Source organism: Dermatobacter hominis, assembly GCF_020715685.1.
Taxonomy (GTDB): domain Bacteria; phylum Actinomycetota; class Acidimicrobiia; order Acidimicrobiales; family Microtrichaceae; genus Dermatobacter; species Dermatobacter hominis.
Map to the genome: position 1 here is coordinate 1,703,471 of NZ_CP085840.1, position 25,070 is coordinate 1,728,540.

Annotated in this window: 30 protein-coding genes and 1 pseudogene; 19 read left to right on the forward strand and 12 right to left on the reverse strand. The window is 74.3% G+C overall.

Annotated features, from left to right (window positions below; translation table 11 throughout):
* Positions 1-79 precede the first annotated feature (79 nt).
* The gene (locus LH044_RS07875) at positions 80-1,153 is read right to left on the reverse strand and encodes an ABC transporter ATP-binding protein (protein WP_227759327.1); all 1,074 of its coding nucleotides are present in this window, start codon (positions 1,151-1,153) and stop codon (positions 80-82) included.
* A gap of 39 nt (positions 1,154-1,192) precedes the next feature.
* Here LH044_RS07875 and LH044_RS07880 point away from each other — a divergent pair, with 39 nt between their 5' ends.
* Entirely contained in the window at positions 1,193-2,272 is a 1,080-nt protein-coding gene (locus LH044_RS07880) for an NAD(P)H-dependent amine dehydrogenase family protein (RefSeq protein ID WP_227759330.1), read from the forward strand.
* A 21-nt stretch (positions 2,273-2,293) separates the two neighbouring features.
* Here LH044_RS07880 and LH044_RS07885 read toward each other — a convergent pair whose 3' ends face one another.
* On the reverse strand, positions 2,294-2,746 hold the full coding sequence (locus tag LH044_RS07885) for a nuclear transport factor 2 family protein (protein ID WP_227759332.1): 453 nt from the start codon (positions 2,744-2,746) through the stop codon (positions 2,294-2,296).
* A 73-nt stretch (positions 2,747-2,819) separates the two neighbouring features.
* On the opposite strand from LH044_RS07885, the gene LH044_RS07890 reads away from it, so the two are divergent.
* Entirely contained in the window at positions 2,820-3,485 is a 666-nt protein-coding gene (locus LH044_RS07890; protein ID WP_227759334.1) for a response regulator transcription factor, read from the forward strand.
* A 34-nt stretch (positions 3,486-3,519) separates the two neighbouring features.
* Here the strand turns inward: LH044_RS07890 and LH044_RS07895 are convergent, their stop codons facing one another.
* The 3 genes and pseudogenes from LH044_RS07895 to LH044_RS07905 form a co-directional block, all read right to left on the reverse strand.
* A complete protein-coding gene (locus tag LH044_RS07895) occupies positions 3,520-4,884 on the reverse strand; it encodes a chloride channel protein (protein ID WP_227759336.1) in 1,365 nt (454 codons plus the stop codon).
* 52 nt (positions 4,885-4,936) lie between these two features.
* Positions 4,937-5,275: pseudogene (locus tag LH044_RS07900) on the reverse strand (NADPH-dependent FMN reductase); the annotation flags it as partial.
* Between the two features lie 59 nt (positions 5,276-5,334).
* Complete coding sequence (locus LH044_RS07905; protein WP_227759338.1) at positions 5,335-5,964, reverse strand: flavodoxin family protein; 630 nt, start codon at positions 5,962-5,964, stop codon at positions 5,335-5,337.
* A 136-nt stretch (positions 5,965-6,100) separates the two neighbouring features.
* On the opposite strand from LH044_RS07905, the gene LH044_RS07910 reads away from it, so the two are divergent.
* Together LH044_RS07910 and LH044_RS07915 are read left to right on the forward strand one after the other, a co-directional pair.
* On the forward strand, positions 6,101-6,739 hold the full coding sequence (locus tag LH044_RS07910) for an SGNH/GDSL hydrolase family protein (protein ID WP_227759340.1): 639 nt from the start codon (positions 6,101-6,103) through the stop codon (positions 6,737-6,739).
* A 78-nt stretch (positions 6,740-6,817) separates the two neighbouring features.
* Positions 6,818-7,150, forward strand: coding sequence for a hypothetical protein (locus tag LH044_RS07915; RefSeq protein WP_227759342.1), 333 nt, complete (start codon positions 6,818-6,820; stop codon positions 7,148-7,150).
* A 45-nt stretch (positions 7,151-7,195) separates the two neighbouring features.
* On the opposite strand, the gene LH044_RS07920 is transcribed toward LH044_RS07915, so the two are convergent.
* Positions 7,196-7,933: a DUF72 domain-containing protein gene (locus LH044_RS07920; protein WP_227759350.1), complete on the reverse strand. Its 738-nt coding sequence runs from the start codon at positions 7,931-7,933 to the stop codon at positions 7,196-7,198.
* Between the two features lie 147 nt (positions 7,934-8,080).
* Between LH044_RS07920 and LH044_RS07925 the strand changes: the two genes are divergently transcribed.
* Genes LH044_RS07925 through LH044_RS07935 form a run of 3 tightly spaced genes read left to right on the forward strand, consistent with a single transcriptional unit; the run spans position 8,081 to position 9,093 of the window.
* Positions 8,081-8,266 carry a hypothetical protein gene (locus LH044_RS07925; RefSeq protein ID WP_227759352.1) on the forward strand — a complete coding sequence of 62 codons (186 nt, stop codon included), beginning with the start codon at positions 8,081-8,083 and terminating at the stop codon, positions 8,264-8,266.
* Positions 8,263-8,523 (forward strand): hypothetical protein, encoded by a 261-nt coding sequence (locus tag LH044_RS07930; RefSeq protein WP_227759354.1) that lies wholly within the window; start codon positions 8,263-8,265, stop codon positions 8,521-8,523. The genes LH044_RS07925 and LH044_RS07930 overlap by 4 nt, the downstream gene beginning before the upstream one ends.
* Before the next feature lie 60 nt (positions 8,524-8,583).
* Complete coding sequence (locus LH044_RS07935) at positions 8,584-9,093, forward strand: CinA family protein (protein ID WP_227759361.1); 510 nt, start codon at positions 8,584-8,586, stop codon at positions 9,091-9,093.
* 72 nt (positions 9,094-9,165) lie between these two features.
* Here LH044_RS07935 and LH044_RS07940 read toward each other — a convergent pair whose 3' ends face one another.
* The gene (locus LH044_RS07940; protein ID WP_227759362.1) at positions 9,166-10,161 is read right to left on the reverse strand and encodes an iron-containing redox enzyme family protein; all 996 of its coding nucleotides are present in this window, start codon (positions 10,159-10,161) and stop codon (positions 9,166-9,168) included.
* 161 nt (positions 10,162-10,322) lie between these two features.
* Here LH044_RS07940 and LH044_RS07945 point away from each other — a divergent pair, with 161 nt between their 5' ends.
* From LH044_RS07945 to LH044_RS07965, 5 genes are all read left to right on the forward strand, one after another.
* Complete coding sequence (locus LH044_RS07945) at positions 10,323-10,676, forward strand: STAS domain-containing protein (protein ID WP_227759370.1); 354 nt, start codon at positions 10,323-10,325, stop codon at positions 10,674-10,676.
* Between the two features lie 200 nt (positions 10,677-10,876).
* The gene (locus tag LH044_RS07950) at positions 10,877-11,521 is read left to right on the forward strand and encodes a response regulator transcription factor (protein ID WP_227759371.1); all 645 of its coding nucleotides are present in this window, start codon (positions 10,877-10,879) and stop codon (positions 11,519-11,521) included.
* Entirely contained in the window at positions 11,518-12,651 is a 1,134-nt protein-coding gene (locus LH044_RS07955) for a PP2C family protein-serine/threonine phosphatase (protein ID WP_227759373.1), read from the forward strand. The genes LH044_RS07950 and LH044_RS07955 overlap by 4 nt, the downstream gene beginning before the upstream one ends.
* On the forward strand, positions 12,648-14,321 hold the full coding sequence (locus LH044_RS07960; protein ID WP_227759375.1) for a sensor histidine kinase: 1,674 nt from the start codon (positions 12,648-12,650) through the stop codon (positions 14,319-14,321). The genes LH044_RS07955 and LH044_RS07960 overlap by 4 nt, the downstream gene beginning before the upstream one ends.
* Positions 14,318-14,755 carry a response regulator gene (locus LH044_RS07965; protein WP_227759378.1) on the forward strand — a complete coding sequence of 146 codons (438 nt, stop codon included), beginning with the start codon at positions 14,318-14,320 and terminating at the stop codon, positions 14,753-14,755. Before LH044_RS07960 ends, LH044_RS07965 begins: the two co-directional genes overlap by 4 nt.
* A 12-nt stretch (positions 14,756-14,767) precedes the next feature.
* Here LH044_RS07965 and LH044_RS07970 read toward each other — a convergent pair whose 3' ends face one another.
* Positions 14,768-15,256, reverse strand: coding sequence for a hypothetical protein (locus tag LH044_RS07970; protein WP_227759380.1), 489 nt, complete (start codon positions 15,254-15,256; stop codon positions 14,768-14,770).
* A gap of 130 nt (positions 15,257-15,386) precedes the next feature.
* Here LH044_RS07970 and LH044_RS07975 point away from each other — a divergent pair, with 130 nt between their 5' ends.
* The 4 genes from LH044_RS07975 to LH044_RS07990 are packed head-to-tail and all read left to right on the forward strand — an operon-like array spanning position 15,387 to position 17,837.
* Positions 15,387-15,863, forward strand: a complete 477-nt coding sequence (locus LH044_RS07975; RefSeq protein ID WP_227759382.1) for a hypothetical protein — start codon at positions 15,387-15,389, stop codon at positions 15,861-15,863.
* Complete coding sequence (locus LH044_RS07980; protein WP_227759384.1) at positions 15,860-17,089, forward strand: NRAMP family divalent metal transporter; 1,230 nt, start codon at positions 15,860-15,862, stop codon at positions 17,087-17,089. Before LH044_RS07975 ends, LH044_RS07980 begins: the two co-directional genes overlap by 4 nt.
* The gene (locus LH044_RS07985; RefSeq protein WP_227759387.1) at positions 17,086-17,478 is read left to right on the forward strand and encodes a hypothetical protein; all 393 of its coding nucleotides are present in this window, start codon (positions 17,086-17,088) and stop codon (positions 17,476-17,478) included. The genes LH044_RS07980 and LH044_RS07985 overlap by 4 nt, the downstream gene beginning before the upstream one ends.
* Complete coding sequence (locus tag LH044_RS07990) at positions 17,475-17,837, forward strand: hypothetical protein (RefSeq protein WP_227759390.1); 363 nt, start codon at positions 17,475-17,477, stop codon at positions 17,835-17,837. Before LH044_RS07985 ends, LH044_RS07990 begins: the two co-directional genes overlap by 4 nt.
* Positions 17,838-17,872: 35 nt before the next feature.
* Here the strand turns inward: LH044_RS07990 and LH044_RS07995 are convergent, their stop codons facing one another.
* Complete coding sequence (locus LH044_RS07995; RefSeq protein WP_227759391.1) at positions 17,873-18,208, reverse strand: hypothetical protein; 336 nt, start codon at positions 18,206-18,208, stop codon at positions 17,873-17,875.
* 124 nt (positions 18,209-18,332) lie between these two features.
* Here LH044_RS07995 and LH044_RS08000 point away from each other — a divergent pair, with 124 nt between their 5' ends.
* Positions 18,333-18,578 carry a hypothetical protein gene (locus tag LH044_RS08000; protein WP_227759392.1) on the forward strand — a complete coding sequence of 82 codons (246 nt, stop codon included), beginning with the start codon at positions 18,333-18,335 and terminating at the stop codon, positions 18,576-18,578.
* A 53-nt stretch (positions 18,579-18,631) separates the two neighbouring features.
* On the forward strand, positions 18,632-20,722 hold the full coding sequence (locus LH044_RS08005) for an NAD(+) synthase (protein WP_227759399.1): 2,091 nt from the start codon (positions 18,632-18,634) through the stop codon (positions 20,720-20,722).
* Here LH044_RS08005 and LH044_RS08010 read toward each other — a convergent pair.
* Genes LH044_RS08010 through LH044_RS08020 form a run of 3 tightly spaced genes read right to left on the reverse strand, consistent with a single transcriptional unit; the run spans position 20,627 to position 23,690 of the window.
* A complete protein-coding gene (locus LH044_RS08010; protein WP_227759401.1) occupies positions 20,627-21,418 on the reverse strand; it encodes a glycosyltransferase family 2 protein in 792 nt (263 codons plus the stop codon). The two genes, LH044_RS08005 and LH044_RS08010, sit on opposite strands and share 96 nt — an antisense overlap.
* Complete coding sequence (locus LH044_RS08015; RefSeq protein WP_227759404.1) at positions 21,415-22,356, reverse strand: hypothetical protein; 942 nt, start codon at positions 22,354-22,356, stop codon at positions 21,415-21,417. Before LH044_RS08015 ends, LH044_RS08010 begins: the two co-directional genes overlap by 4 nt.
* Positions 22,353-23,690 (reverse strand): bifunctional PIG-L family deacetylase/class I SAM-dependent methyltransferase, encoded by a 1,338-nt coding sequence (locus LH044_RS08020; RefSeq protein WP_227759406.1) that lies wholly within the window; start codon positions 23,688-23,690, stop codon positions 22,353-22,355. The genes LH044_RS08015 and LH044_RS08020 overlap by 4 nt, the downstream gene beginning before the upstream one ends.
* A gap of 149 nt (positions 23,691-23,839) precedes the next feature.
* Between LH044_RS08020 and LH044_RS08025 the strand changes: the two genes are divergently transcribed.
* Complete coding sequence (locus LH044_RS08025; protein ID WP_227759408.1) at positions 23,840-25,024, forward strand: AI-2E family transporter; 1,185 nt, start codon at positions 23,840-23,842, stop codon at positions 25,022-25,024.
* Positions 25,025-25,070: the final 46 nt, after the last annotated feature.

Sequence of the window (25,070 nt, forward strand, 5' to 3'; positions counted from 1 at the left end):
CCCGACCGGCGCCCCACCGTAGAAGACGGACGGCACGCGCGGAGGGCCGCGGCGGGCGGCCGCCGAACCGGCCCGCCGGTCAGGTCCGGGCCGGGTACGCCACCGGCCGCCCGAGGACCTCGAGGTCGACCCGGTCGCCGGCCCGCACCGGCGCGAGCGACGAGGGCCACCTTGCCGCCACCTCGGTCCCGTCCACGACCAGGGCCACCTCCACCTCGGCGCCGGCGAACCGGGTCCCCGCCACCTCGCCGACGACCCCGGTCGCCGATCCGGCCGGCCACACCTGCTCCGGTCGGAGGAAGACGGTCACGGCGCCGGCCTCGGGCGCGCCGGCCCGGTCCACGGGCAGCTCGCCGAGCGCGCACCGGGCGACCCCGTCGGCGAGCTCGGCGTCGAGCAGCACCGCGTCGCCGAGGAAGCCCGCCACCCAGAGGTCCGCCGGTCGGCGGTAGAGCTCGTCGGGCGGGCCGTGCTGGACGATGCGGCCCGCGCGGAGCACGGCCAGCGAGTCGGCCACCGACATCGCCTCGTCCTGGTCGTGGGTCACGAGCACGGCGGTGGTCCCGGTCGAGCGGAGCAGGTCGGCGACCTCGGTGCGCAGGGACGACCGCAGCGAGGCGTCGAGCGCGCTGAACGGCTCGTCGAGGAGGACCACGTCGGGGGCCGGGGCGAGCGCTCGGGCCAGGGCGACGCGCTGCTGCTGGCCGCCCGACAGCTCGTGGGGCCGCCGGTGCCCGATGCCCTGCAGGTCCACCAGCTCGAGCAGCTCCGCGACCCGACGGGAGCGCTCGCGGCGCGAGCGGCGCGGCAGGCCGAAGGCCACGTTGCCGGCGACGTCGAGGTGCGGGAAGAGCGCGCCCTCCTGCGGGACGAGACCGACCCGGCGCCGCTCCGGCGGGACGTGGGTGCCCGGGGCGTCGAGCGTGGCGCCGCCGATGCGGACCGTGCCCGAGTCGGGCCGCTCGGTGCCGGCCAGGACCCGCAGGAGCGTCGTCTTGCCGCTGCCGGACGGGCCCAGGACCGCGGTCAGCGAGCCGGGGGCGACGCAGAGGTCGACCCCGTCGAGCGCGACGACCGGCGGGTCGACGTCGAAGCGCCGCCGCACCGCCACGAGCTCGACCGCGGCGACCTCGACGTCGGGCTGCACGGCCATCGGGAGATCATCGCACCCGGGGCCGGGTACCGTCGGCGCGTGACCGGACCCGCCGTCCCCCTGCGCGTCGCCGTGTGGACCACCGGCAACGTCGTCCGCCAGGCCGTCCGGGCGATCGACGCCCGGGCCGACCTCGAGCTCGTCGGCGCCTACGCCTGGTCGCCCGACAAGGCCGGCGTCGACGTCGGTCGGCTGTGCGGGCTCGACCGCGACCTCGGCGTCCCGGCCACCGGCGACGTCGACGAGCTGCTCGGGCGTCGTCCCGACGTGATCGTGCACTCTCCGCTCCACGTCGACGTGGCCGAGCTGGCGCGACTGCTGCGCGCCGGCGTCGACGTGGTCACGACCGCGGAGCTGGTCACGGGCACGAACCTCGGCCCCGATGCCCTGGCCGAGCTGCGGGCCGCCGCCGTCGAGGGCGGTGCGACCCTGTTCGGCAGCGGGATGAACCCGGGGTACGCACAGCTGCTCGCCGCCGTGTCGGCCGGGATCAGCGCCGGCGTCGAGCACGTCGGCGTGTCGGAGTCGGTCGACGTCAGCCAGTTCGTGGGCGACGCCAACTTCGAGGCGATGGGCTGGGGCCGGCCCCGCGACGACGCCGGCCACGCCGAGGACGTCGAGGCGGGCAGCGCCGTGTTCGCCGAGGCGGTCGAGCTGCTCGGTCGACTGCTCGGCGTCCAGCTCGAGGACATCCGCTGCGAGGTCACGTTCGCCCACGCCACCGAGGACGTCCATCTGCCGTCGATGGTGATCGAGCGCGACCACGTGGCGGGCATGGACGTGGTGTGGACCGGCCACGTGGTCGACGGCGCGGGCGGCGACCGGGAGGTCGTGGCCGTCCGGCAGCGCTGGCTCGCCAGCACCCGGATCGACCCGCCGTGGACGGTCGAGCACGGCTACCTGGTCGAGGTCACGGGCGACCCGAACCTGCGGCTGCGGTTGGAGATCTGGCCGACGGAGGCCGACCTCGCGGACCTCACGGTGGCGACCATGCACTCGATCGGGATGCGCATCACGGCGCTGCCCGTGGTCAACGCGATCCCGGCGGTCCACGCCGCGGCGCCCGGGATCGTGACCTACGCCGACCTCCCGGTCATCACGTCGCCGCTGCGCCCCTGACCGCCCGCCGCAGGTCCGGCATCACCCTCCGGCGGACAGCCGCTCGAGCATCGCCCGCATCTGCCCGTGCACCACCTCGATCGCCCGCAACGGCCGGAGCATCACGCGGAACTCGACGATGCGGCCCTCGTCGTCGCAGCGGATGATGTCGACACCGTTGACCCACGTCCCGTCGACCGTCGTCTCGAACTCGAGCACCGCGGTGTCGCCGGACATGACCTGCTTCGTGTAGCGGAAGCGACCGGCACCGTCCGACGGGCCGTCAACGCCACCGTCGCCCATCGCCGGCGCGCCGTCGCCGGGCAGGGCCTGGAACGCCGCCTGCAGGTAGAGCGAGGTCAGCGCCTTGCCCTCCTGGGGCGTGAACACGATCGGCGAGTGGAACACGACGTCGTCGGCGAGCAGCTCGTCGAGGCCGCCCGGCAGCTCGCCCCTCAGGTGCTGGTGCCACCTCTCGACCACGGTCTCGATCACCGGCCACCTCCTCGTCGCTCGTCCGCAGGCTAGGGCGGTGGCGTTCGGGCCACCCGTCCGCGATCCTGTGCCGATGGGCCAGCCGCCACACCGCAGCCGACCGATCCCGGTGGCGGTCGTCAACGACTACGACCTGGTCGTCGAGGGGTTGTCCGCCATGCTGTCGACCGACGAGCGGCTCGACGTCCGCCAGCGCATCACGCTCGGCGAACCGGTGCTCGAGCGGGTCGACGTGGCGCTCTACGACTCGTTCGGCCGCTCCGAGCCGGGCGTCGCCGGGTTGCTCGAGCTCAGCCGCGAGCCGCTCGTCGGGGCGGTCGTGCTGTTCAGCATCGATCTGCCCCCGCACGCGATCGACGAGGCGATCGCCGTGGGCGCCGCCGGCTACGTGTCCAAGGCGCTCGATGCCCACCAGATCGCCGACGCCCTGCTGCAGGTCGCGGCGGGCTCCCAGGTCCGCGCCGAGCCCGCCGGCGAGGAGGTGCCGTCGTCGGAGCTCGTGTGGCCGGGTCGCGACCGCGGGCTGTCGCTCCGTGAGAGCGAGGTGCTGGTGCGCGCCGCCGAGGGGCTCACCAACGCCGAGATCGGTGCGGCGCTGTTCATCGGCGTCGAGACCGTCAAGACCCACCTCCGGGCCGCGTTCGCGAAGCTCGGCGTGCGCAACCGGGTCGAAGCGGCGTCGTTCGTCCACCGCACCGAGCAGTTCCGCCGCGTCGGCGAGGCCTCCGGGCGGACCTGACCCGCCGAGCGCGACCTCCCGGAGGAGGGCGCTCTCAGGCGGGCGCCGGGGCCGACGCCGGACCGGTCGCCCCCGCGTCGTCGTCGCCACCGGTCGATCGCCGCCGTTCGACGGCTGTGACCAGCAGCCAGGCCGAGGTGGTGGCCAGCACCGCGGCCGGCAGCGCGTCGAGCCCGGCGGAGCCGACGAGCAGCGACGAGAACAGCAGCGACGCGAACACGAACCGGGTGCCCGCGGCCATGCCGGCGGCGGCGCCGACGGCCACGGCCCAGGTCGGCGAGACGCCGAACAGGTCGACGCAGATCCCGGCGACGCCGATGCCGAGGAAGATGGCCGGGAACACCGGCCCGCCCCGGAACCCGCAGCCCAGGCAGACGGCGTAGCCCAGGCCCTTGGCCACCAGCAGGACGACCAGCACGTCGACCGAGGTGGTCGCCACCTCGTGCGGGACCGCGGCCTGGCCGGAGAACAGCACGTCCTGGGCGTCGGCACCGAGCGACGACGCCGCGAGCGCGATCGCCCCGACCGCGGCCCCGCCGAGGAGGAGCGCGACCTGCCACCGGCGGTCGGACCACGCGCGCACCCGCCCGCCGAGCTCCCGCACCACGAGGATCAGCGCGGCGGCGACCAGGCCGACGACGATCGCCAGCGCGAGGTCGAGCAGGTGGGTGCCCTGGTAGAGCGGCAGGTCCGGGACGGCGAGCGACTGCTGGGCCAGCCCGCCCCAGTCGCCCAGGCCGACGAACAGGACGTAGCCGACGGCGGCGGCGACGAGGCCGGGGAGGAGGGCGACCGTCAGCGACGCACCCGCCGCCAGGCCGCCCTCCATCAGCAGGATGCCGGCGACGAGCGGGCCGCCGAACAGGGCCGACACCGCCGAGAACGACCCGGCCGTGGCGAGCACCTCCTCACCCCGCCCCCTGACCCGCGTGTTCGCCACCACGACCATGCCGACGACGGAGCCCAGGGCGATCAGCGGGGCCTCCGGCCCCAGCACCGCACCGAAGGACAGGGTGCCGACGGCGGCGAGGGCGATCCCCGCGCCGTTGCGCCACGGCGTCGCGCCGCCGCCGATGCCCTCGAGCGGCGAGTGGCCGCCGTCGCCCGGCAGGAACTGCCGGGCGACCCACACGATCACGGCCCCGGCGACCGGCAGGGCGAGCACGAGGAACCACGGCGGCTCCGCGTGCCCCAGCGCCTCGGGCAGGTCGTCCCACAACCAGCCCTCGACGGTGTGCACCAGGGCCAGGAACAGCGCGGCGACGAGGGCGGCCGGCACGCCGATGACCGCCCCCAGGAGCACCAGGCGCAGGTACAGCCTGGCCATCGCCCGATCGTCGCGGGCCTGGTCGTCGGGTGCGTCGTCGCCCGCGGCGTGGTGGTCGACGTCGGTCGTCACGGAGCCGGACGCTAACGCCCTCCCCGACGGTCGGTCGGCGACCTGCGACGCGTCAGACCGGCGAGATCGCGACCTCGTCCGCGGCGCGGGCCCCGGTCGTGCTGCGGATCAGGTCGGCGAGCGCCACGAGCAGGTCGCGGACCAGCTGGTCCGTGCCCTCGTCGACGAGGCGGCCGTCCTCGAAGCGCTCCGCGACACGGAACACCACGACCTCGGGCTTCGTGACGACCCGCGAGTCGGTCCACAGGAACGACTGGCGGAGTACGAGCTGGGCCCGGACGGAGCCGGACGCGCCGGGCGCCGCGCCCATGATCGCGATCGGCTTGCGCTCGAGGCTCGACCCCGGGACGGGTCGCGAGGCCCGGTCGATGGCGTTCTTGAGGACGCCGGGGACCGAGTAGTGAGGCTGCCCGAGATGCCGAGGACCCTCGGCGCACCCACCTCGCGGTCCTACTCGAGCGTCGGGTACGGCCCGACGCCCGACAGGTGCGTGACGAGGTGCGCTGCGTTGGCCACCATCGTGCGCGCCTGGTCCATCGTCTTCTCCGGGATGGCGTCCAGGTCCTTGAGGTCGGTGGAGCCCATCGCCTCGCCCACCCAGTAGGCCATCGCACCCGGCGGCAGAGTGAAGCCGACGTCGCTCAGGCCCTGGTAGAGCTCGGCGCCGACGTGGTGGGCGCCGTCCTCGTTGCCGACCACCGCCACGAGCGCCACCCGGTCGACGGTGGCGAGTTGGCCCCGGTCGTCGGTCTCGCCGAGGAAGGCGTCGAGCCGCTCGAGCACCTGCTGGGCGACGCTCGACGGGTGCCCCATCCAGATCGGCGTGCCGAGCACGAGGACGTGCGACTCGAGGATCTGCCGGCGCACGGCCGGCCAGCCGTCCCCGTCGCCCTCGTCGGCGGTGACGCCGTGGGCGACGCCGCGATCGACCACCCGGATGGTCTCGCCCGTGTAGCCGAACGTCTCGAGCTCGCCGGTGATCGCGTCGAGCAGGACGTCGGTGCTCGACGCCTCCGGCCCGGGCTTGAGCGTGCAGTTGAGCGCGACGAAGCGCAGGTCGTCGCCGTCGGGTCCGGACATCGGACCACCTCCTCGGTCTCGCCGACCCCTACCCGGCGACCGTTCGGCCAGCCCGGCGCCGCCGCGATGGCGGGGCGCGTCCCTGGACCGCCCGACGGGCCGACTCGGGCCTCGGCGCGCCGGGTACGGATGGGTCATGACCGGGACACCTCAGCTCAGCGCCCTCCGAGTGCCGGCGATCGCAGCCTGCCTCCTCCTCGTCGCCGCGATCGCCCCCTCGTGCTCGAAGAACCAGGGCGAGCGCGTGGCGATCGTCGGCGACTCCCTCGTCACCTTCGACGAGGCCGACCTCCGCGCCGAGATGGGCGACGACTTCGACCTCAAGGTCAGCGGCAACTTCGGGAAGCAGGTGCTCGGTGCGATCCCTCCGGCCGAGGTGGTGTCGACGACCGACGCGGCCCAGCTCATCGTCAACCTCGGGACCAACGACGTCCGGGCCGGCACGCCCGTCGAGCAGTCGATGGCGGCGCTCAGCGCGCTGATCGGCCTCTACCCGAAGGCCCGCTGCATCCACCTCGTCAACATCAACGAGCACATGGTCGACGGCACGACCGGGCAGGTCTCGACCGACGCCGCCCGGCGGTTCAACGACGCGCTCGAGCAGCTGGTCGGCACCGACGACCGGCTGGGGGTCATCGACTGGAACGCAGAGGTCGAGGACACGCTCGAGGGCGAACCCCCGACCAGCACGCTGACCACCGACTCGGTCCACCTGACCAAGGAGGGCAACGAGGTCCTCAACGGGCTGTACGGCAAGGCGGTGCGGAGCTGCTGACAACGTCCGGGCGAGGCAATCCGTTACTCCCCTCCCCCGGGGGTTTCAAGGTCACCGGGTCCGGGTAGCGACACCGCCGTGCGATCACGGCGACAGGAACGGGAGCTGAGCCGACGGGAGCTGAGCCGGGATCGCAGCTTCGACACCCCGGTGGTCCAGCAGCTCGCGCTCACCCGGCCTCCGCTGCGCCAGGTGACGACCACGCTCGAGCTGCTCGGCCTCGAGGAGCTCGCCCCCTGCGAGCTCGAGGCGCTCCGGGCGCTGGCCGTGCGCTTCTTCAGGGCCGAGCGGCGCCTCGAGGTCCTGGCCGACCGACCCCGGATCAAGCGCCAGCTGCTCGAGGCCGGGATGGGCGCCCTGCTCGTCCGCCGGGACCACCGGGCCCCCGTGGCCGTCCGCCGCTCCGTCTGAGCCGCAGGCCCCCCGCTGCGGGGCCGGCGTCGACGTCGCCCCCGTTCAGCCGACGTCGACGCCGGCCGCCGACGCCAGCTCGCGGAACCGCACCGCGTTCCGGGGTGCGCACGCCTGCGGGTCGTTGTTGAAGAACGCGAACCCCCGCGCCCCGGTGCCCCACCCGTCGACGATGCGGTCGCGCCACGACCGGAGCGCCCGGTCCCCGTAGCAGGGCCGCGGCCTCGCGGTGCCCTCGTGCAGGCGCACGTAGCACCAGTCCGCCGTGACCCAGGCCGGCTCCTGGGGTCGGCCGTCGCGGTCGGTCCGCACCAGCGGGACCGACCGCTCGCCGAGGAGCGAGCGGACCTCGTCGACGAACCAGCTGTCGTGGCGCAGCTCGACCGCGAGGGGTACGTCCGCCGGCCAGCGTTCGAGCACCGCCGCCAGCCGATCGACGTCGATCCGGAAGTCCGGCGGGAGCTGCAGGAGGGCGGCGCCGAGCTTCGGACCGAGCGGTTCGGCGCGGTCCAGGAAGCGCTCGATCGGCTCCTCGGGATCGCGAAGCCGCCGCACGTGGGTCAGGTAGCGGCTCACCTTGAGCACGAAGCAGAAGTCGTCGGGCGTCGCCTCGGCCCAGTGGGCGACCGTGTGGCGCTCGGGCAGCCGGTAGAAGGAGCTGTTGACCTCGACCGTGCCGAACGTGGCCGCGTACGCGGCCAGCCATCCGCTCGTCGGGCGCCCGCCGTAGAAGGCCTCCCGCCAGCTGCGGTACTGCCATCCCGATGTCCCGACCCGGAGCACCCCGGTGCCCTACCCGGCCGGGACCGGGGCCCGCGATCCCCCGATCCGGTGGTTTGTCCCCGTTCGGCGGCGGGAACCTCCCGATCCGACCAGTCGACCGGGACGACCAGCCGACCGGGACGACCAGACGGACGACGAAGGGGCCACATGGACGCGATCGAGGTAGGCGCGATCGACGTGGACGCGATCGGCACTCGAGGGGAGCACCCGCTCGATGACCGTGGGGCGGCGATGCCGTTCAGCCCCTCGGAGCACGAGCGTCGACGCCGCAAGGCCGCCGAACGGGACGCCCGACGCGACGCCCGGTCCGAGCGGTGGGCGGTGGCGTCGTGACCGCCACGATGCCCGCGCCGGTGACCGGTGACGTGCATGTCGAGGTCGAGGTGCGCGGGTCGGTCCGCCGGCTGCGCTGGACCGATCACGGCGTGCGCGGCGACCGCGACGCGCTCGACCGCCTCCTCCGCAGCGCGGACGAGCCCGACGATGCGATCTCGTTCCTCCGAGCGGTCCGCCTCGCCTTCGGCGACGGGTTCACCACGCACGTGGCCGAGCCCGGTGCCGACGACGCCGGCCTGCTCGCGGCGACCTGATCCATCGCGGCTCCGGTCGCGACGACTGGTCGACGAGGCTGCGGGTAGGCAGATCGCGACATGGAACCCGCCGGACCAGACCGATCCCTGACCACGCTGGCCGAGCTGGCCGCGCAGCGGCTGCAGGGCCGGACGCTCGCCTGCGCCGAGTCGTTCACGGCCGGCCTCCTCTGCCAGGCCATGGCCTCCGTCGAGAGCTCGTCCGACTGGTTCAGAGGAGGCCTCGTCAGCTACCAGTCCCGGGTCAAGCACGAGGTGCTGGGGGTCCGACCGGGCCCGGTCGTGGCGGAGGCGGCGGCGCGGGACATGGCGGTCGGCGTCGCCCGGCTGCTGGACGCCGACATCGCGGTCGCCACCACCGGGGTGGCCGGACCGACCGAGCAGGACGGCCGGCCGCCGGGCGAGGTGGTCATCGGGTGGATGGTCGACGGCCACGTCGGCGCCGAGACCCTGCACATCCCCGGTGATCCCGAGACGGTCATCGAACGTGGCGCCCGAGCCGCCATCGTCCGCCTCACCGCCGCGCTCAGCGGCGAGGAGGCGGCCCGGCCACTGAGCGACCAGCTCTGAGCCACGACGCCGACTGGCCCGCGCCACGGGCCGACCTCCCGGGCGGCGCCGCGCCGGCGCCACGGACCGGGCTCAGGCCGCGACGGCCTCGGCAGGAGCGGGGCGCAGCGACGAGCTGCCCTCCTCGAACGAGTCGAGGAGGTGCCCGGCGAAGCGGCGCTCGACCAGGTCGAGGGCCAACGCCCCGAAGGCGACCTCGCGCCCTCCCTCGGGGTGCCGCTCCAGGTAGCCGCCCACGAGGTCGGTCCGCGCGAGCACCTCGTGGTAGGCGTCGGCCTCCACGTGCACGTCGAAGAACCGGCGACCCCGTTCCGACACCCCGACCGCGGCCAGCGCGGCCGAGTACCGCGCCATCGGACCGGTGCTCGTCATCTCGAACAGCGCGAGGTGGCCGAGCAGCGCCGGGGTGAGGCGGCGCTGGAGGCCGAGCAGGCTGATCAGGTTGCCGGTCGCCAGCGTCGTCGCGGGGAGCCGGTCGACGTACCGGCCGTAGGTCGGGTCGAGCCCGAGCTCGTCCATCGTCTCGGCCCAGAGCTCCGCGTGCGCGGCACCGGGCACGCCCCGTCCGTACTCGTCGGACTGGATCTCGACGAGCGCCGCCTTCGCCCGGCCGTCGAGGCGCGGCATCGCCCACGTGTGGGGGTCCGCCTCCTTGAGCTGGTAGGCCGAGCGGTGGATCGCGAACTCCCGCATCATGCCCAGGTCCGACCGCTCCAGGAGGTACCGCGACAGCGACGGGCCGTCGCTCGGCGCCGACAGGCGCTCGAGGAGGGCCACCGCATCGCGGGGGACGAGGCCCACCTCCGACCGCAGCTGGGCCTCCATCGCGTCCTCGAGTCGGTGCCGGACGCGCAGGACCTCGTCGTCGCGCTCCATGCGCTCGTCGACGCCGGCGTAGCCCCGGTACGAGAGCTCGTACACCACGTGGAGGGCGAGCTGCGCGTCCTCGTCGCCGAGCACGTCGGCGGGGCTCGTCGACGGGATCCGCACCTCGCCGGTCCGGAGGTGCTCGACCAGCGACGACGACAGCCGGCCGCGGGGGATGGGGAGGGTCTGCCCGGGCGTCATGGGACTCGACTACCCGTCCGCGGCGACGGCAAACCGGCCTGACCCTCCCCCGACCGGGGGAACTCCCCGCAACGGGTCTGAGCGGCATCACCCTGGGTAGGGGTCGGGGCACGATGCGGTCGGCCGTACGCGCGCCGGCACGAGACGAGGAGAGCACCCGCGTGGACCCGAAGGACCTGGCCATCGAGACCGACGTGCTGGACATCGGCGACGGGCGGTTGACCGGTCGAGCGGTCGTCACGGGCGACCTCGACGTCTCGGTGACCGACCTCCTCGAGTCGCGCCTCGTCGCCCTGCGCGAGGCCGGTGCCACCGACCTCATCGTCGACGCCACCGACGTCACGTTCCTCGACTCCTCGGGCCTCCGTGCGCTGATCCACGCCCGGAACGAGTTCGAGGGGGCGGGGGGCACGTTCATCATCGACGGCATGAGCCCCGCCGTCCGACGTGTCCTGGACCTCTGCGGCATGCTCGACCTGGGCGCGCTGCCCGGCGTCGCCGAGGGCTCGGCCTGAGCCGTCGGCCGGGCGAGGCCTGAGCCGTCGGCCGGGCGAGGCCTGAGCCGCCGGCCGGGCGAGGACTGCGACGAGGTCGCTCACCCGGGTCCGCCCGCCAATTCCCCCGAACGGGGGACGCCCGGAACGTGTGCGTGGCGCGGGGGTCAGCCATTCTCTCCCCCGTGCCGTCCTCCCCGCCGCCTGATGCCCTGGTCAGCGTGGCCGCCGTCAACGACTACGACCTCGTGGTGCACGGCCTCGCCGAGATGCTCCGCCACGACAGCCGGCTCGACGTCAAGGAGCGGATCGTGATCGGCGAGCCGGTCATCGAGCGCGTGCAGGTGGCGTTGTTCGACACGTTCGGCCGGACCGAACCGATCGAGTCGGAGATCTCCCGGCTGCTCAGCGAACCGCTCGTCGAGCGCGTGGTGGTGTTCTCGATGGACCTGCTCCCCGACATGGTCGACGCCGCGATGGGTGCCGGGGCGTCGGGCTTCATCTCGAAGGGGCTCACCCGCCCCGAGATCGCCGAGGCCGTCCTCCGCGTCGCGGCCGGCCAGGAGGTGCGGGCGATCGCGCACCGCCGCACGCCGGTGGAGCCCGAGCTCGACTGGCCCGGCCGCGGCCAGGGCCTGTCCATGCGGGAGAGCGAGGTCCTCGTCCTGGCCGCCGAGGGCCTGACGAACGCGGAGATCGGCCGGGCCCTCTACATCGGTACGGAAACGGTGAAGTCGCACCTGCACGCGGCCTACACGAAGCTCAAGGTGCGCAACCGGGTGGAGGCGACCGCGATGGTCCACCGCTCCCCCTCGTTCCGCCAGGCGCGCTCGGGCCGGCACGATCTCGGACCCACCGCCCCGTGACGGACCCCCGGCGGTCACCGCTCCTCCTCGTGGAGGACGACGACGGTGACGCCGTGCTCTTCCGTGAGCTGCTGTCGGACGACCCGCTCGGCGCGGAGCTCGTGGTCGCACGAGACGTGCACGAGGCGCTGGCCGTGACCTCCGCGGCCGCGCCCGTGGCATGCGTGCTGGACCTGGGCCTACCGGGGTTCCGGGAGCTCGAGGCGCTCGAGGAGTACCGGGCCGCGGCGCCTGACGTGCCCGTCGTCGTGCTCACCGGCCGGACCGACGGCGATCTCGTGGTGCAGGCGCTCTCGCTGGGCGCACAGGACTTCCTCATCAAGGGCGAGGAGAGCGGGCACTCGATCTCCCGGGCGATCCGCTTCTCCGTCGAGCGCCGCCGGGCCGAGGCGGCCGCCGCGGCCCTCGCCGTCGCCGAGACCAGGGCCGCGGAGCAGCAGCGGCTCGAGAGCTCGTTGCTGGGGCGCGTCTCGATCCCGAGCCCGGAGCTCCGCTGGGACAGCCGCTACGTCGTGGCCCGCGACGGCGTGGTCGGCGGGGACTTCCTCGACTGCGTCGAGCTCGACGACGGGACGGTCCGGCTCGTGATCGGCGACGTCTCCGGCCACGGACCCGACGAGGCCGCGCTCGGCGTGGCCCTCCGGGTGGCGTGGCGGTCGCTCGTGCTGTCGTCGGGCCCGCAGGCCGACGTGCTGCCGTCCCTCGAGCAGGTGCTCGTCTCGGAGCGCCACCAGGACGCAGACTTCGCCACCGTGTGCGACCTCACGATCCCGCCGGAGCGGACCTCGGTGGTCGTGCGCAGCGCGGGCCACCCGCCGCCGATCCTCGACGGCAGCACCCTGCTGGTCGACGAGGAGCGGTGCGCGCCGCTCGGGGTCGGACGCTGCCCGGAGCGGTCGGGGACCCGCCTGACGTTGGCGCCCCCGGCGCGCATCCTGCTGTACACCGACGGCCTCTTCGAGATCAGGCGCGCCGACGGCCGCATCGGGGAGCTCGAGGAGCTCGTCGCCCACGTCGCGGCCCGGCCGTCGGACGGCCTCGACGACCTGCTGGCATCGATCGAGCACCTCGCCGTCGGCGGGTGGCGCGACGACGTCGCGATCGCCGTGCTCGAGATCGGCGCGCGGTGAGCGACGCGCCGCTGCCCCTGTCGACGCTGGCGCGCCGGATGGTCGTGGCCGCCGCCGTCGTGACCGTGCTCCTCGGCCTCCTGCTCGCCGCGTCGCTGCGGGTCCAGGCGACCGCCCGGTCGCGATTGATCGACACGCTGGACCCGGGCTCGGTGTCGGTCGAGCAGCTCCGGTCCTCGCTCGTCGACCAGGAGACCGGGATCCGGGGCTACGCGCTGGGCGGCACCGAGGACCTCCTGGCCCCCTATCGGGACGGCCTGGCCCGCGAGCGGCGGATCGAACGGGAGCTCGCCGCCGCCTTCGGCGCGGCGGGCGACGCCTCGCTCCGGGCCCGCGTCGCCGCGGTGACGCGGTCCGCCGACGCCTGGCGCGAGCAGGTGGCGACCCCGCTCATCGACGGCCGGTCGCCGGCCACGATCGCCGCCGTGGTCGAGTCGTCCAAGCCGCTGTTCGACGAGGTCCGCTCGGAGCTCGACGCCGTCGACGAGCGCATCGAGCAGGAGCGCCGGGCCGCCCGCGCCGACCTGACGACCGCCACGCGGGCGGTGATCGGGAGCGTCGCGGCCACGCTCGTCGTGCTGGCCGTCGGCCTGGCGTTGGCGACCCGTGTCCTCCGCCGCCGAGTGATCGGCCCCGTCGCGCAGCTGAACGAGCGGGTCCGCGACGTCGCCGACGGCGACTTCGACGCCGACCTCGACGTCGCCGGCCCGCGCGAGATCGTCGAGCTGTCCCAGTCGGCGAGCCGGATGCGCGACCGCATCCGGGCGGAGCTCCACGCGTCGGAGACGGCCCGCGCCGAGCTCCACCAGCAGGCCGAGGAGCTGAACCGGTCGAACCGGGACCTCGAGCAGTTCGCGTACGTCGCCTCGCACGACCTCCAGGAGCCGCTGCGCAAGGTGTCGTCGTTCTGCCAGCTGCTCGAGGACCGCTACGGCGACGTGCTCGACGAGCGAGGCACGACCTACGTGCACTTCGCAGTGGACGGGGCGCAGCGGATGCAGGCGCTGATCGGCGACCTCCTCGCCTTCTCGCGCGTCGGGCGCAGCACCGACTCCTTCCGCTCGGTGGACCTCGACGACCTGGTGCAGGAGCTCGTCGCCGGACTCGGCACGACGCTCGACGAGCTCGGCGGCTCCGTCCAGGCCGGACCCCTGCCCGTCGTCGACGGCGACCCGTCGCTGCTGCGGGCGCTGTTCACGAACCTCATCTCCAACTCGATCAAGTACCGGTCCGGCGAGCCGCCCCTGATCCGCATCACGGCGGAGCCCGGCGACGGCGGGTGGCGCCTCCGGCTGCGCGACAACGGCATCGGGATCGAGCCGCAGTACCGGGAGAAGGTGTTCGTCATCTTCCAGCGGCTCCACGGCCGCGACGAGTACGAGGGCACCGGGATCGGCCTCGCGCTGTGCAAGAAGATCGTCGAGTTCCACGGGGGCTCGATCGCGCTCGGCGAACCGCCCGACGGGGAGGGCACGCAGGTCGACATCTGGCTCCCGGCGGGGCGCGCAGCCGATCCCGACGGCACCGGCCTCGACGGCACCGGCCTCGATGGCACCACCGACGTCGTCGACGACGACACCCCGCTCGACGGGACCCGACCCCTCGACGGACCCACCGCCCTCGACGAACCCCTCGACGAGCCGGACGAGCCGGCCAGGAGCACCCCATGACCACCGCCCAGCCCATCCGGATCCTGCTCGTGGAGGACGACCCCGGCGACGTGCTCCTCACCCAGGAGGCGCTCGCCGACAGCAAGCTCCTGCACGAGCTCGAGGTGATCAACGACGGTGCCGCGGCGCTCGAGCGGATCCAGCGCAGCACGGGCGCCGACGGCGAGCCGATGCCCGACCTCATCCTGCTGGACCTCAACCTGCCGAAGGTCGACGGCCGCGGCGTGCTCGCCCAGCTCAAGGGCGATCCCGCGACCAGCCACGTGCCGGTCGTGGTGCTCACCACGTCCGACGCCGCCGAGGACGTCAGCACGTCCTACGGGCTGCACGCCAACGCCTATGTGTGCAAGCCAGTGGACTTCGCCCGGTTCCACGAGGTCATCCGGTCGATCGACGACTTCTTCCTGACCGTCGTCCGCCTGCCGACGCGCTGAGCGGGAGGGGCGTCACCGCCGATCGGCGTCGACCTCGTCGCTGTGCGCGTCCGGCGGACGGCGCTCGTGGCCGGCACGGCCGGCGCTGCGACGTCGGTCCTTGAGCTCCGACTCGTAGACGTGACGGCGCCCGGCGACGTGGCGCTCCTCGAGGGACCTGACCTCGGCCCGCACCGGCTCGTAGTAGAGGTCGTCGAACTCCTCGACGATCTGGAAGGTCCAGCGCCCGTCGAGCACGTTCCGGCCGACGACGTCCTCCCGTAGGCGGCGCGCATCGGTCACGGCCCCGCACTCCTCGAGCAGGTCGGCGGCCTCCTCGAAGAGGAGGTCGGCGCGCCCGATCAGCTGGTGCATCGAGTAGAGGTGGCCACGCGCCCGCTCGAGGTACTCGAACCCCTCCGACGCCCGGCCCAGCGCCTCGACGATCTGGTCGCTCACGCCGTCGGGTCGTCGCCGTCCCCGCTCGCCGTCGGGTGCCGTCGTCATGTCGTCGATGCCCACGGCCACATCCGTTCCCCCTGGCCCGTCGGTCAGACCTGCGCGACGGCACGCTGCGCACGGCGGACTCGTCCGGACACAGCACGGGTGACGTGCGGTTCTCCCATCGGCGCCCAGCGGGTAGTGCCTCGACGTGACCCACCGGTGCGGCAGGGGTGCAGGAGCGATCGTCGCCCTGCTCGTCGTCATCACCTGGTCCGCTCCGGCGTGCGTGCCGGGCCTGACCTCGCCGGCGCGGGACGCCGGCGACTACCGCGAGAAGGCCGCCAGCACCGCCGGCGCCGCGGCGTCGGCGGTGAGCACCGTCGAGCTGCTCGTCGGGGCGGCCGTGCGGGACGACGCCTTCGGGCCGTACCTCTCGGTCGCCGCCGGCGACGCCGAGCGCGACCTCGACGCCGCCTCGTCGACGTTCGGGGCGATCCTTCCGCCGGGCGAGGCGTCGGTGCTGCTCCGCGAGGAGCTCGGACCGCTGCTGGACGCGGCGCAGTCGCACGTCGCGGCGGCCCGCATCGCGATCCGGCGCGGCGAACCCGATGACCTCCCGCAGATCCGGCGCGACCTCCGCGCGGATGCCGACGCGCTCGAGGCCTTCGAGGAGCGCACCTCGTGAAGAAGGTGCTGCCGGTCTTCCTCGGCATCCTGACGGCGATCGGCGGGTTCGTGGACATGGGCGACCTCGTCGCCAACGCTGCGGTCGGGGCCCGGTTCGGCATGAACCTGGCCTGGGTCGTGATCCTCGGGATCGTCGGCATCGTCCTCTACGCGGAGATGTCGGGACGGGTCGCCGCCATCACGGGGCGCGCGGTGTTCGACCTGGTCCGGGACCGGCTGGGCCCACGGGCCGCGGCGCTGAACCTCGGGGCGTCGTTCTTCATCAACGCGCTCACGCTGATCGCGGAGCTCGCCGGCGTCGCCATCGCCATCTCGCTCGTCGCCAGCGTCAGCTACCTGCTCCTCGTCCCGCTCGTGGCCGTGCTCGTCTGGCTCGTGATCTGGCGCATGCCGTTCGAGCGGATGGAGCAGGTGTTCGGACTGCTCGGGCTCGGGCTCGTCGTCTTCGTGGTGGCGGTCGTCAGGATCGGGCCGGACTGGTCGGAGCTCCTGCACGAGGCGACCGCGCCGAAGATCCCGCACGACGAGAGCATCTGGACCACGGCGTACTACGCCGTCGCCCTGTTCGGCGCCGCCATGACGCCCTACGAGGTGTTCTTCTTCTCGTCCGGCGCCGTGGAGGAGCGGTGGACGTCGAAGGACCTCGCGATCGAGAAGGCGAACGTCCTCGTGGGCTTCCCGCTCGGGGGCCTGCTGTCGCTCGGCATCATGGCCGCCTCGGCGATCGTGCTCCTGCCCGCCGGCATCGAGGTCGAGCAGCTGTCGCAGGTCCCGCTCCCGGTCGTGGAGTCGGTCGGCAAGGTGGGGCTCGCCGTGGCCCTGGTCGGGATCTTCGGCGCCACCTTCGGCGCGGCGCTCGAGACCGCGCTGTCGGCCGGCTACGGGGTGGCCCAGTACTTCGGGTGGCAGTGGGGCAAGTACGTCCGGCCGAGGCAGGCCGCCCGGTTCCACCTGGTCGTCGTGCTCACGATCATGGGTGCGGCCCTGGTGGCGCTCTCGGGCGTCGACCCGGTGAAGGTCACCGAGTACTCGATCGTGCTCAGCGCGGCGGCCCTGCCGCTGACCTACCTGCCGATCCTCGTCGTCGCCAACGATCCCGAGTACATGGGCGACCGGTGCAACGGTCGGTTCACCAACCTGCTCGCCTCGATCTACCTCGTGATCCTGCTCCTGGTCGCCGTCGCCGCGATCCCGCTCATCATCATCACCAAGGGGGGCGCATGACCGGACGCCTGCTCCGCGTCGCCGTGCAGCTGCTGGACCGCCAGATCGTCGACCGCGACGACCTGATGGCCGGCAAGGTCGACGACGTCGAGCTCACTGTGGACGAGGACGGCGCCGCGCTCGTCGCCGCGCTGATCAGCGGTCCGGGCGTGCTCGCCGGTCGGCTCGGCCACCGCCGCTACGGCCGGTGGCGGGAGCGGATGGAGTCGACGCTCGAACCGCCCGGCGAGCGGATGACGCGGATCCCGATGGTCGACGTGCGCCGCGTCGACAGCGCGATCCACCTGTCGATCGGCCGGGACCGTCTCGCGTCGATGGGGACCGAGCACTGGGTCCGGGACCACGTGATCTGCCACCTCCCCGCCGCCGGCCGGAAGGGGACGTCGTGACGGCCGGGACGCTGAGGGTCGGCGCGCTCATCGACCGAGCCGTCGCCGACGCCGCCGGGAGCCACCACGGGGTCGTGCTCGACGTGCGCGTCGTGCAGGACGGGCCGGTGGGCCCGGGTGGCGACGCGGCGCTGCGCGTCGAGGGGCTGGTCGTCGGTCGCGGTCGGGGCATCGAGCGCCTCGGCCTGTTCCGCCACGTCGTGCACGGCCCCGCGCTGCTGAAGGCCATCGACCGGTGGGGGGCTCGACACCGTCGGTTCCTGGCCTGGGACCAGCTCGTCGATCCGGTCGCCGACGTCGCCGACGGCGGCCCGCTCAGGTTCTCCGGCGGGGTGCGGCCGCTGCCCGACGGCTGGTGAGCCGCCGGGCAGCGCGCCGGGCCCGGCTGCGCTCGTCAGCCCGGGGCGGGAGCCGCGGATCGCGCCTCGGCGAGCCGGGGATCGGGCGCAGGTGCGCCGGGCAGGTCGGCGTCGGCGTCCGCGAGGACGTCCGAGACCAGATCGGTCGTCGGCAGGCCCTCGTTGACCGCGCCGGCACCGGCCGGGCCGTCGGCGCTGGCGCTGCCCCCGCCGCTCCCGCGCGCCTCCTCGAGGCTGCGCCGGGCCTCGTCGAGCGCGCCGGCGATCCGGCGACGTCGATCGGGTCCGTTGTCGGGATCCAGGAAGTAGGCGGCCGCCGCACCCGCGCCCGCGGCCAGGGCCATGGTGCGGATCTTCCTCATCACTCGCATGTCGTCCTCCTCGTCGGGCGCGCCGGGGGTGGGCGCGCCGGTGCAGGGGCCGTACCCGTTCCGCGGATCCCCATTCACGCGACCGTCCGACTGAGCGCGGTCGGTGCCGGGTAGGGCGGGTCCCATGGACGACAACGCAGCGAGCGGAGCGCAGGAGCCCGGGACCGACACCCCGACCGGGACCGATCCCGACGCCAAGTACGAGCAGCCGGGCTACGAGGACAAGTCCTTCGGGCAGGCGGTCGACCAGGACCAGGACCTGGTCGACGAGCTCCTCGAGGAGACCGGCGGCGACACCGACGAGGCGGAGCGCCGGTTCGAGGAGGAGTCGGCGGGCGCGCCGGCAGCGGAGCGGCAGGCCTCGGACTGAGCCCGGCCCCACGGACCGAGCAGGACCACGGACCGGACGGACGGGACGGGACGGTGGTCGCCGACCCGGGCGCCGATCGCTCCTTCTGGTCGCCGTACCGGCACGGGTTCGCGCGCCTCGCCGCTGCGGTCCCGGCCCTGGCGGTGACCGATGTCGACGCCAACGTCGCGGGCACGATCGACCTGCTGCGCGCCGCGCACGAGCGCGACGTCGCGGCCGTGGTCTTCCCCGAGCTCGGGCTCACCGGGTACTCGAGCCAGGACCTGTTCCACCAGCAGGCGCTCGTCGAGGCGGCGATGACCGGCCTCGACCGCGTGCGGGCCGCGACGGAGGGGCTGGTGCCCTTGACCGTCGTCGGGCTCCCCCTCCGGCTCGGCCACCAGCTGTTCAACGTCGCCGTGGCGCTGCACGACGGCGACGTGCTCGGCGTCGTGCCCAAGGCGTACCTGCCGAACTACCGGGAGTTCTACGAGAAGCGGCACTTCAGCGCGGCCCGGGACGCGCCGACCGGCTCGATCGAGGTGCTCGGGCGCGAGGTGCCGTTCGGCGCCGGCCTCCTGTTCGCCGCCCGCGACCTCCCAGACCTCGTCGTCGGCGTGGAGATCTGCGAGGACCTCTGGGCCCCGCTCCCGCCGAGCACCCTGATGGCGATGGCCGGGGCCACCGTCCTGCTGAACCCGTCCGGCAGCAACATCACGATCGGCAAGGACGCCTACCGGCGGTCCCTCTGCAGCACGCACTCGGCGCAGACCATCTCCGCGTACGTGTACTCGGCGGCGGGCTCGGGCGAGTCGACCACCGACCTCGCCTGGGACGGCCACGCCCTCATCTGCGAGAACGGCGGCATCCTCGCCGAGTCCGAGCGGCACGCCACCGAGCCGCAGCTGGTGGTCCGGGACGTCGACCTCGACCGGCTGGTCGCCGACCGCATCCGCACGACCAGCTTCACCGACGCCGCCTCCGACCACCGCGCCCAGCTGGCGCCGCGACGGGTCCCGTTCACGCTCGGGCTCCCCGACCGCGCCTCGCCGCTCGAGCGGGCGGTGCCACGCTTCCCCTTCGTGCCGACCGACGGTCCGGACCGCGACGACCGCTGCGCCGAGGTGTACGCCATCCAGACGAGCGGGCTCGTGACCCGCCTGCGCGCCACGGGGATCGAGAAGGTCGTCGTCGGCGTGTCGGGCGGGCTCGACTCGACGCAGGCGCTGCTGGTGGCGGCGCGGTCGATGGACCTTCTCGGCCTCCCCCGGACCAACGTCCTCGGCGTCACGATGCCCGGGTTCGCCACGAGCGACCGCACGCTCGCCGACGCACTCGCGCTGATGGACGCGCTGGGCGTGCACGCCGACACGATCGACATCCGCCCGGCCGCGCAGCAGATGCTCGAGGACCTCGGACACCCCGCCGCCACCGGTGCACCCGACTACGACGTGACCTACGAGAACGTGCAGGCCGGGGCCCGCACCTCGCTCCTCTTCCGCCTCGCCAACCGGCACGGCGCGCTGGTGGTCGGCACGGGCGACCTGTCGGAGCTGGCGCTCGGCTGGTGCACCTACGGCGTGGGCGACCAGATGTCGCACTACGGCGTCAACGCCTCCGTCCCGAAGACGCTGGTCAAGGACCTGGTCCGCTGGGTCGCCCGCAGCGACGCGTTCGAACCGGCGACCGCGGAGGTCCTCGAGTCGATCCTCGCCACCGGCATCTCGCCGGAGCTGGTGCCCGGCTCCCCCGGCGACGATCCCGACGCCGGCCCGCACCAGCGCAGCGAGGACGTCGTCGGCCCGTACGACCTCCAGGACTTCCACCTGTACCACGTGCTGCGGTTCGGGTACCGGCCGTCAAAGGTCGCCTTCCTCGCGCACCACGCGTGGGGCGACCGGACCCGCGGGGACTGGCCGTCCTCGGTCGCCGAGGAGGACCGCCACGAGTACGACGTGGCGACGCTGCTGCGCTGGCAGCGCAAGTTCCTCGTGAGGTTCTTCGGGACCAGCCAGTTCAAGCGCTCCGCCATGCCCGACGGCCCCAAGGTGGGATCGGGCGGGTCGCTCTCACCCCGGGGCGATTGGCGGGCGCCGAGCGACGGCAGCGCGGCGGTGTGGCTCGCCGAGCTCGACCACGTCGCCGCCGAGCTCGACCTCGCCTGAGCCGACCAGCAGCCGGAGGTCGCGGGCGAAGCCGAGCGGCGCCCGTCCGACCAGTCGACCGCTGGTCCGGACGACGATCGCCGCGTCCTGCACGCGCCAGCGTCCGAGCGCTCCGACCGCGTCCCACAGCCCGTGGTCCTCGCCGGTCGCCGACGACGGCCAGCCGCCGGCGGCCAGCAGCGTGTCGCCGCGGATGCCGAGGTTGGTGCCGTGCACGTGGTGGTGCCGTCCCTCCGACCGCCCGTCGAGCCCGTAGCGCCGGTGGAACGCCCGGCGCAGCGGAGCCGGGGTCCCCCGCACGAGGTCCACGACGCCGGCGACGCACTCGATGCCGGCGGACGCGTGCGCCAGGTGGCGTGTGACCCAGTCGGCCGGAGCGGAGCTGTCTGCGTCGATCGACAGGAGCCAGCACGCCTCCGGCCGGGCGCCGAGGCGGCGGAGCGCCCGGGCCGATCCCTCCTGGCGCGCCGCACCGACGCACCGGTGCCCGACCTCGAGGACCTCACCCGAGCAGCCGAGCGCCGCACGGGCGGCGGCCACCGTCCCGTCCCGGCAGTCGTCGGCGACGACGACGATGCACGACCGGACGACACCGGCCGCCGCGAGCGAGCGCCGCACGGACGAGACCGCGGCGGCGACGACCGCCTCCTCGTCCCGGGCCGGGATGACCACGCCGACCGCGGGGCCGCCGGTCACCACCCCGGCCCGCCGAGCTCGTCCAGGTCCGCCTCCCGGTGGACCTGGCGTACGTAGAGGCCGAGCTCCTGCACCCGCGCGGCGGCGGCTGCGTCCTGGGCGAGCGCCCGCGGCCCGCAGAGCCGGCCGAAGAGGTCGATCACCTGCGTGCACTGCCGCTCCACCAGGTTGCGGACGAGCAGGGCGCGCCGGCGGGCCGCACCGACGTCGGCCGGCGCCGCATCGGCCTCGTCCGCCGCGACGTCGAGCTGGGCGGCCAGCGCCCACCTCAACGACCGCAGCTCGCCGAGCAGCGCCCGCTCGTGCGGTCCGCGGGCCCCGCGGCGCTCGGCGAGCTCGACGAGTCCGGCGGCGCCGCCGGCCCACACCGCCGCCGGACCGAGCGCGCCGTGCCAGAACCCGGGGCGGGACAGGTACGAGCCCGGCGCCCCGACGAGATCGCCGTCGAGCACCGGGTGGTCCTCGTAGGAGACGGTGCCGGTCCCGGTGGCGTCGAACGCGGCGGTCCGCCACGAGCGCCCGTCGACCTCGACCGTCCCCCGTTCCCGTCCCGCCCGGAGATCGACGTCGACGAGGACCACCTCGCCCGCCTCGTCGGCCGCGACCAGCGCGGCGTCGCAGCAGGCCGCGCCGCTGCAGAAGGCCTGGTCACCGACGAGCGCGGCCGTGCCGTCGCCGCGACGTCGCAGCACCGGTCGGGGGGCGGACGCCCAGACGGCGTACCAGCACCCGTGGCGCAGCGACCCACCGGCCTCCGCTGCGATGGCGATCGCGTCCAGGTGCGGCTCGACCAGCCGGGCGACCTGCAGGTCGTCACGGCCCAGCTCCCACAGGACCGCGCAGCGGCGCCGGGACGCGCCCGCAGCCGGCAGCGGGGTGGAGCGACCCAGTTCGAGGGCGAGCTCGCGACCGCGGGCGGCGAGAGCCGGTCCGCTCACGGCCGCGCCCACACGTCGAGCCGATGGGCCGGCAACGTCCGCTCAGCAGCGCGCGGCCACCCGATCGCGTCGCCGATGACGCGGTGCGTCGTGTCGCCGTCGAGCCGGTGGTCGGGGCTCCGACCGGTCCAGTGCGCCGCGACCAGGACCGCACCCTCCACGGTGCGGTCGCGCAGGTCCGCGACCAGCGCCCGGAGCGACGGCGGATCGAAGTAGTACGCCACGTCGGAGAGGACGACCAGGTCGAAGCCCCGGTCGGCCTCCCGGAGCCCGGCCGGCACGTGGGCCTCGCGCACCGTGACGTCGCGCAGCTCGGCGCACCGGCGGCGGGCGATCTCGACCGCCCGGGCCGACGCGTCGACCGCGAGCAGTTCGTCGACGAGCGGCCCGAGCCGCGCCGTGAGCAGCCCGGGGCCGCAGCCGACCTCGAGGCCTCGCTGCCGTCGACCCAGCGCCGCGACGGCCTGGGCGACCGCAGCGACCTTGCCCACGTCGTCGGGCCCGTGGGCCAGGTCCCACGGATCGCCGGACGGCGTGCTGCGGTAGAGCGCGTCGAAGAAGGCGGCGGACGAGCGGTCCACCTGCCGGAGCCGGGCGCGGCCGGCCTCGTCGACGACGAAGCACTCGACGTCGCGGCGGAAGTGGGCGAGCACCCGGTCGGTCAGCACCGGATCCGGGCCATCGAGCTGGGATCGATGGCACGCCACGGCGGCGGCCTTGGCCCGCTGCGCCGACGGGGAGAGCGGCACGACGACCAGGTCCTGCGCCGGCAGGTCGGCCGGACCGCCCCAGTGCCAGGCCCAGACCGGGTACTCGAGCCGGAGCCGATCACCGGCGACGGCACGGACGGCATCGCCGACCGCGCGGTGGTCCGGGTGGCCGTCCCGGGGCCACGGCGACACCACCACGTCGGCGCCGGCGACCGCCCCGGCGATCGACTCGCGCAACCTGCTCGCGTCGTCGGCGAGGCCGCCGTCGGGGAGACCGAGGCGCCGCACCGCCACCTCGCCCGACGTCGTCAGACGGCGGGCCGCCGCCCGCACCTCGGCGATCCGGTCCCGGCCGGTCCCCGCCGCCTCGCCGTCGCTGCACACGACGATCTCCACCCGCGCCCCGGCGGCGCTCCACGACGCGATCGACCCGCCGGCGCCGAGCGACTCGTCGTCGGGGTGCGGGGCGACGACCACCACCTCGTCGGGCGGGCCCAGGTCGGCGAAGTGCGTGGGACGGACGCGGTCGATGGCCGCAGCCCACACCGCCTCGTCCGTGCCGGCGTCGCGGTGGCTGAACGACCGGTCGTCCGGGGCCGAGCAGGGCTGTGGCGATCGGCTCACCGTCGAGCCATTCCCGCTGCGGACGGCGCCCAGACCCCCTCCGCAGGACCGACCCGCTCTCCGACCCTCGGTCCCCGTGGTCTCTGCGCCGCGAGCGGGGGAAGGTGACGATCGCACGGGATCGACCCGTGCGGCGATGAGGAGGGACCGTGGACCGACGTCCGGTGCCGTGGCGGACGATCTGGGCGGCGATCGCGTCGGTCGCCGCCGCCGTGCTGCTCGTGGTGCTCGTGATCGCCGTGAGCCGGATCCTGATCTGGCTGCTGGTCGCCGTCGTGCTGGCCGTCGCCCTCAACCCCGCGGTCGACGTGCTGGTCCGGCGTGCGCACATGCGGCGCGGCCTCGCCGCGACCGTGGTGGTGCTCCTGGGCCTCGTCATCATGGCCGGGCTGGTCTTCCTGTTCGTGCGGCCGTTGGTGGAGCAGGGCTCGCAGTTCGCCGACGACCTGCCCGAGTTCGTCGACGACGCCCAGAACGGCCGTGGACCGGTCGGCGACCTGGTGGAGCGCTACGACCTCGCGGACTGGGTCCGGGACCAGCGCGACCAGCTGCAGGGCGACATCGGCCAGCTCGGCAGCCAGAGCCTCGCGGTGCTCGGAACCATCGGCTCCGCCGTCGCCGCCACGGTCACCGTGTTCGTCCTGACCTTCATGATCCTGATCGAGGGCAACCGCATCGCGGCCGGCGCGCTCTCCCTCGTGCCGGACCGCCACCGGGAGCACGTGGCCCGGGTCGGCGCCGACTGCGCCCGGGCGGTCACCGGCTACGTGACCGGCAACCTGCTCCTCTCGGTGATCGCGGGCGGCACGAGCTTCATCGCGATGCTCGCGACGGGCACGCCGTTCGCCGGGCTGCTGGCGCTGTGGGTCGGCCTCACCGACCTCATCCCGCTGGTGGGGGCGCTGCTCGGCGCCGTCATCGTCGTCCTGGTGGCGCTCCTGCACGACCCCACCGCGGCGATCGTGATGGCCGTGTTCTTCCTCGTGTACCAGCAGGTGGAGAACCACCTCCTGCAACCGGCCGTCCAGTCGAGGACCGTCAAGCTCAACCCCCTGACCGTCCTCGTCAGCGCGCTGATCGGGATCGAGCTGGGTGGGTTCCTGGGCGCGCTGCTCGCCATCCCCGTCGCGGGCGTGATCACGGTGATCATCCGGGACGTGCACCTCGGGATGCGGGAGGAGCTGCAGGGCGTGACGGTCGGCGCCGACGAGGAACCGGTCGACGAGACCGACGACGAGCCGGCGTTCGTGGAGCGCTCGGGTGACGAGGTGGTCGCTCCCGAGGAGCGTGCGGACGCCCTGGCGGCGGGCGAGCCGTTCCCCGACGACGGCTGAGCCGCCGATCGCGGCGGGCCCGGTCCCCCCGGCGTGAGCCCCGTCG

What these genes read in the sequence shown, in the direction of transcription:
- LH044_RS07875 (WP_227759327.1), bottom strand. Translation starts at nt 1,153, where the DNA reads ATGGCCGTGCAGCCCGACGTCGAGGTCGCCGCGGTCGAGCTCGTGGCG.
- LH044_RS07890 (WP_227759334.1), top strand. Translation starts at nt 2,820, where the DNA reads ATGGGCCAGCCGCCACACCGCAGCCGACCGATCCCGGTGGCGGTCGTC.
- LH044_RS07905 (WP_227759338.1), bottom strand. Translation starts at nt 5,964, where the DNA reads ATGTCCGGACCCGACGGCGACGACCTGCGCTTCGTCGCGCTCAACTGC.
- LH044_RS07910 (WP_227759340.1), top strand. Translation starts at nt 6,101, where the DNA reads ATGACCGGGACACCTCAGCTCAGCGCCCTCCGAGTGCCGGCGATCGCA.
- LH044_RS07925 (WP_227759352.1), top strand. Translation starts at nt 8,081, where the DNA reads ATGGACGCGATCGAGGTAGGCGCGATCGACGTGGACGCGATCGGCACT.
- LH044_RS07935 (WP_227759361.1), top strand. Translation starts at nt 8,584, where the DNA reads ATGGAACCCGCCGGACCAGACCGATCCCTGACCACGCTGGCCGAGCTG.
- LH044_RS07940 (WP_227759362.1), bottom strand. Translation starts at nt 10,161, where the DNA reads ATGACGCCCGGGCAGACCCTCCCCATCCCCCGCGGCCGGCTGTCGTCG.
- LH044_RS07965 (WP_227759378.1), top strand. Translation starts at nt 14,318, where the DNA reads ATGACCACCGCCCAGCCCATCCGGATCCTGCTCGTGGAGGACGACCCC.
- LH044_RS07985 (WP_227759387.1), top strand. Translation starts at nt 17,086, where the DNA reads ATGACCGGACGCCTGCTCCGCGTCGCCGTGCAGCTGCTGGACCGCCAG.
- LH044_RS07995 (WP_227759391.1), bottom strand. Translation starts at nt 18,208, where the DNA reads ATGCGAGTGATGAGGAAGATCCGCACCATGGCCCTGGCCGCGGGCGCG.
- LH044_RS08000 (WP_227759392.1), top strand. Translation starts at nt 18,333, where the DNA reads ATGGACGACAACGCAGCGAGCGGAGCGCAGGAGCCCGGGACCGACACC.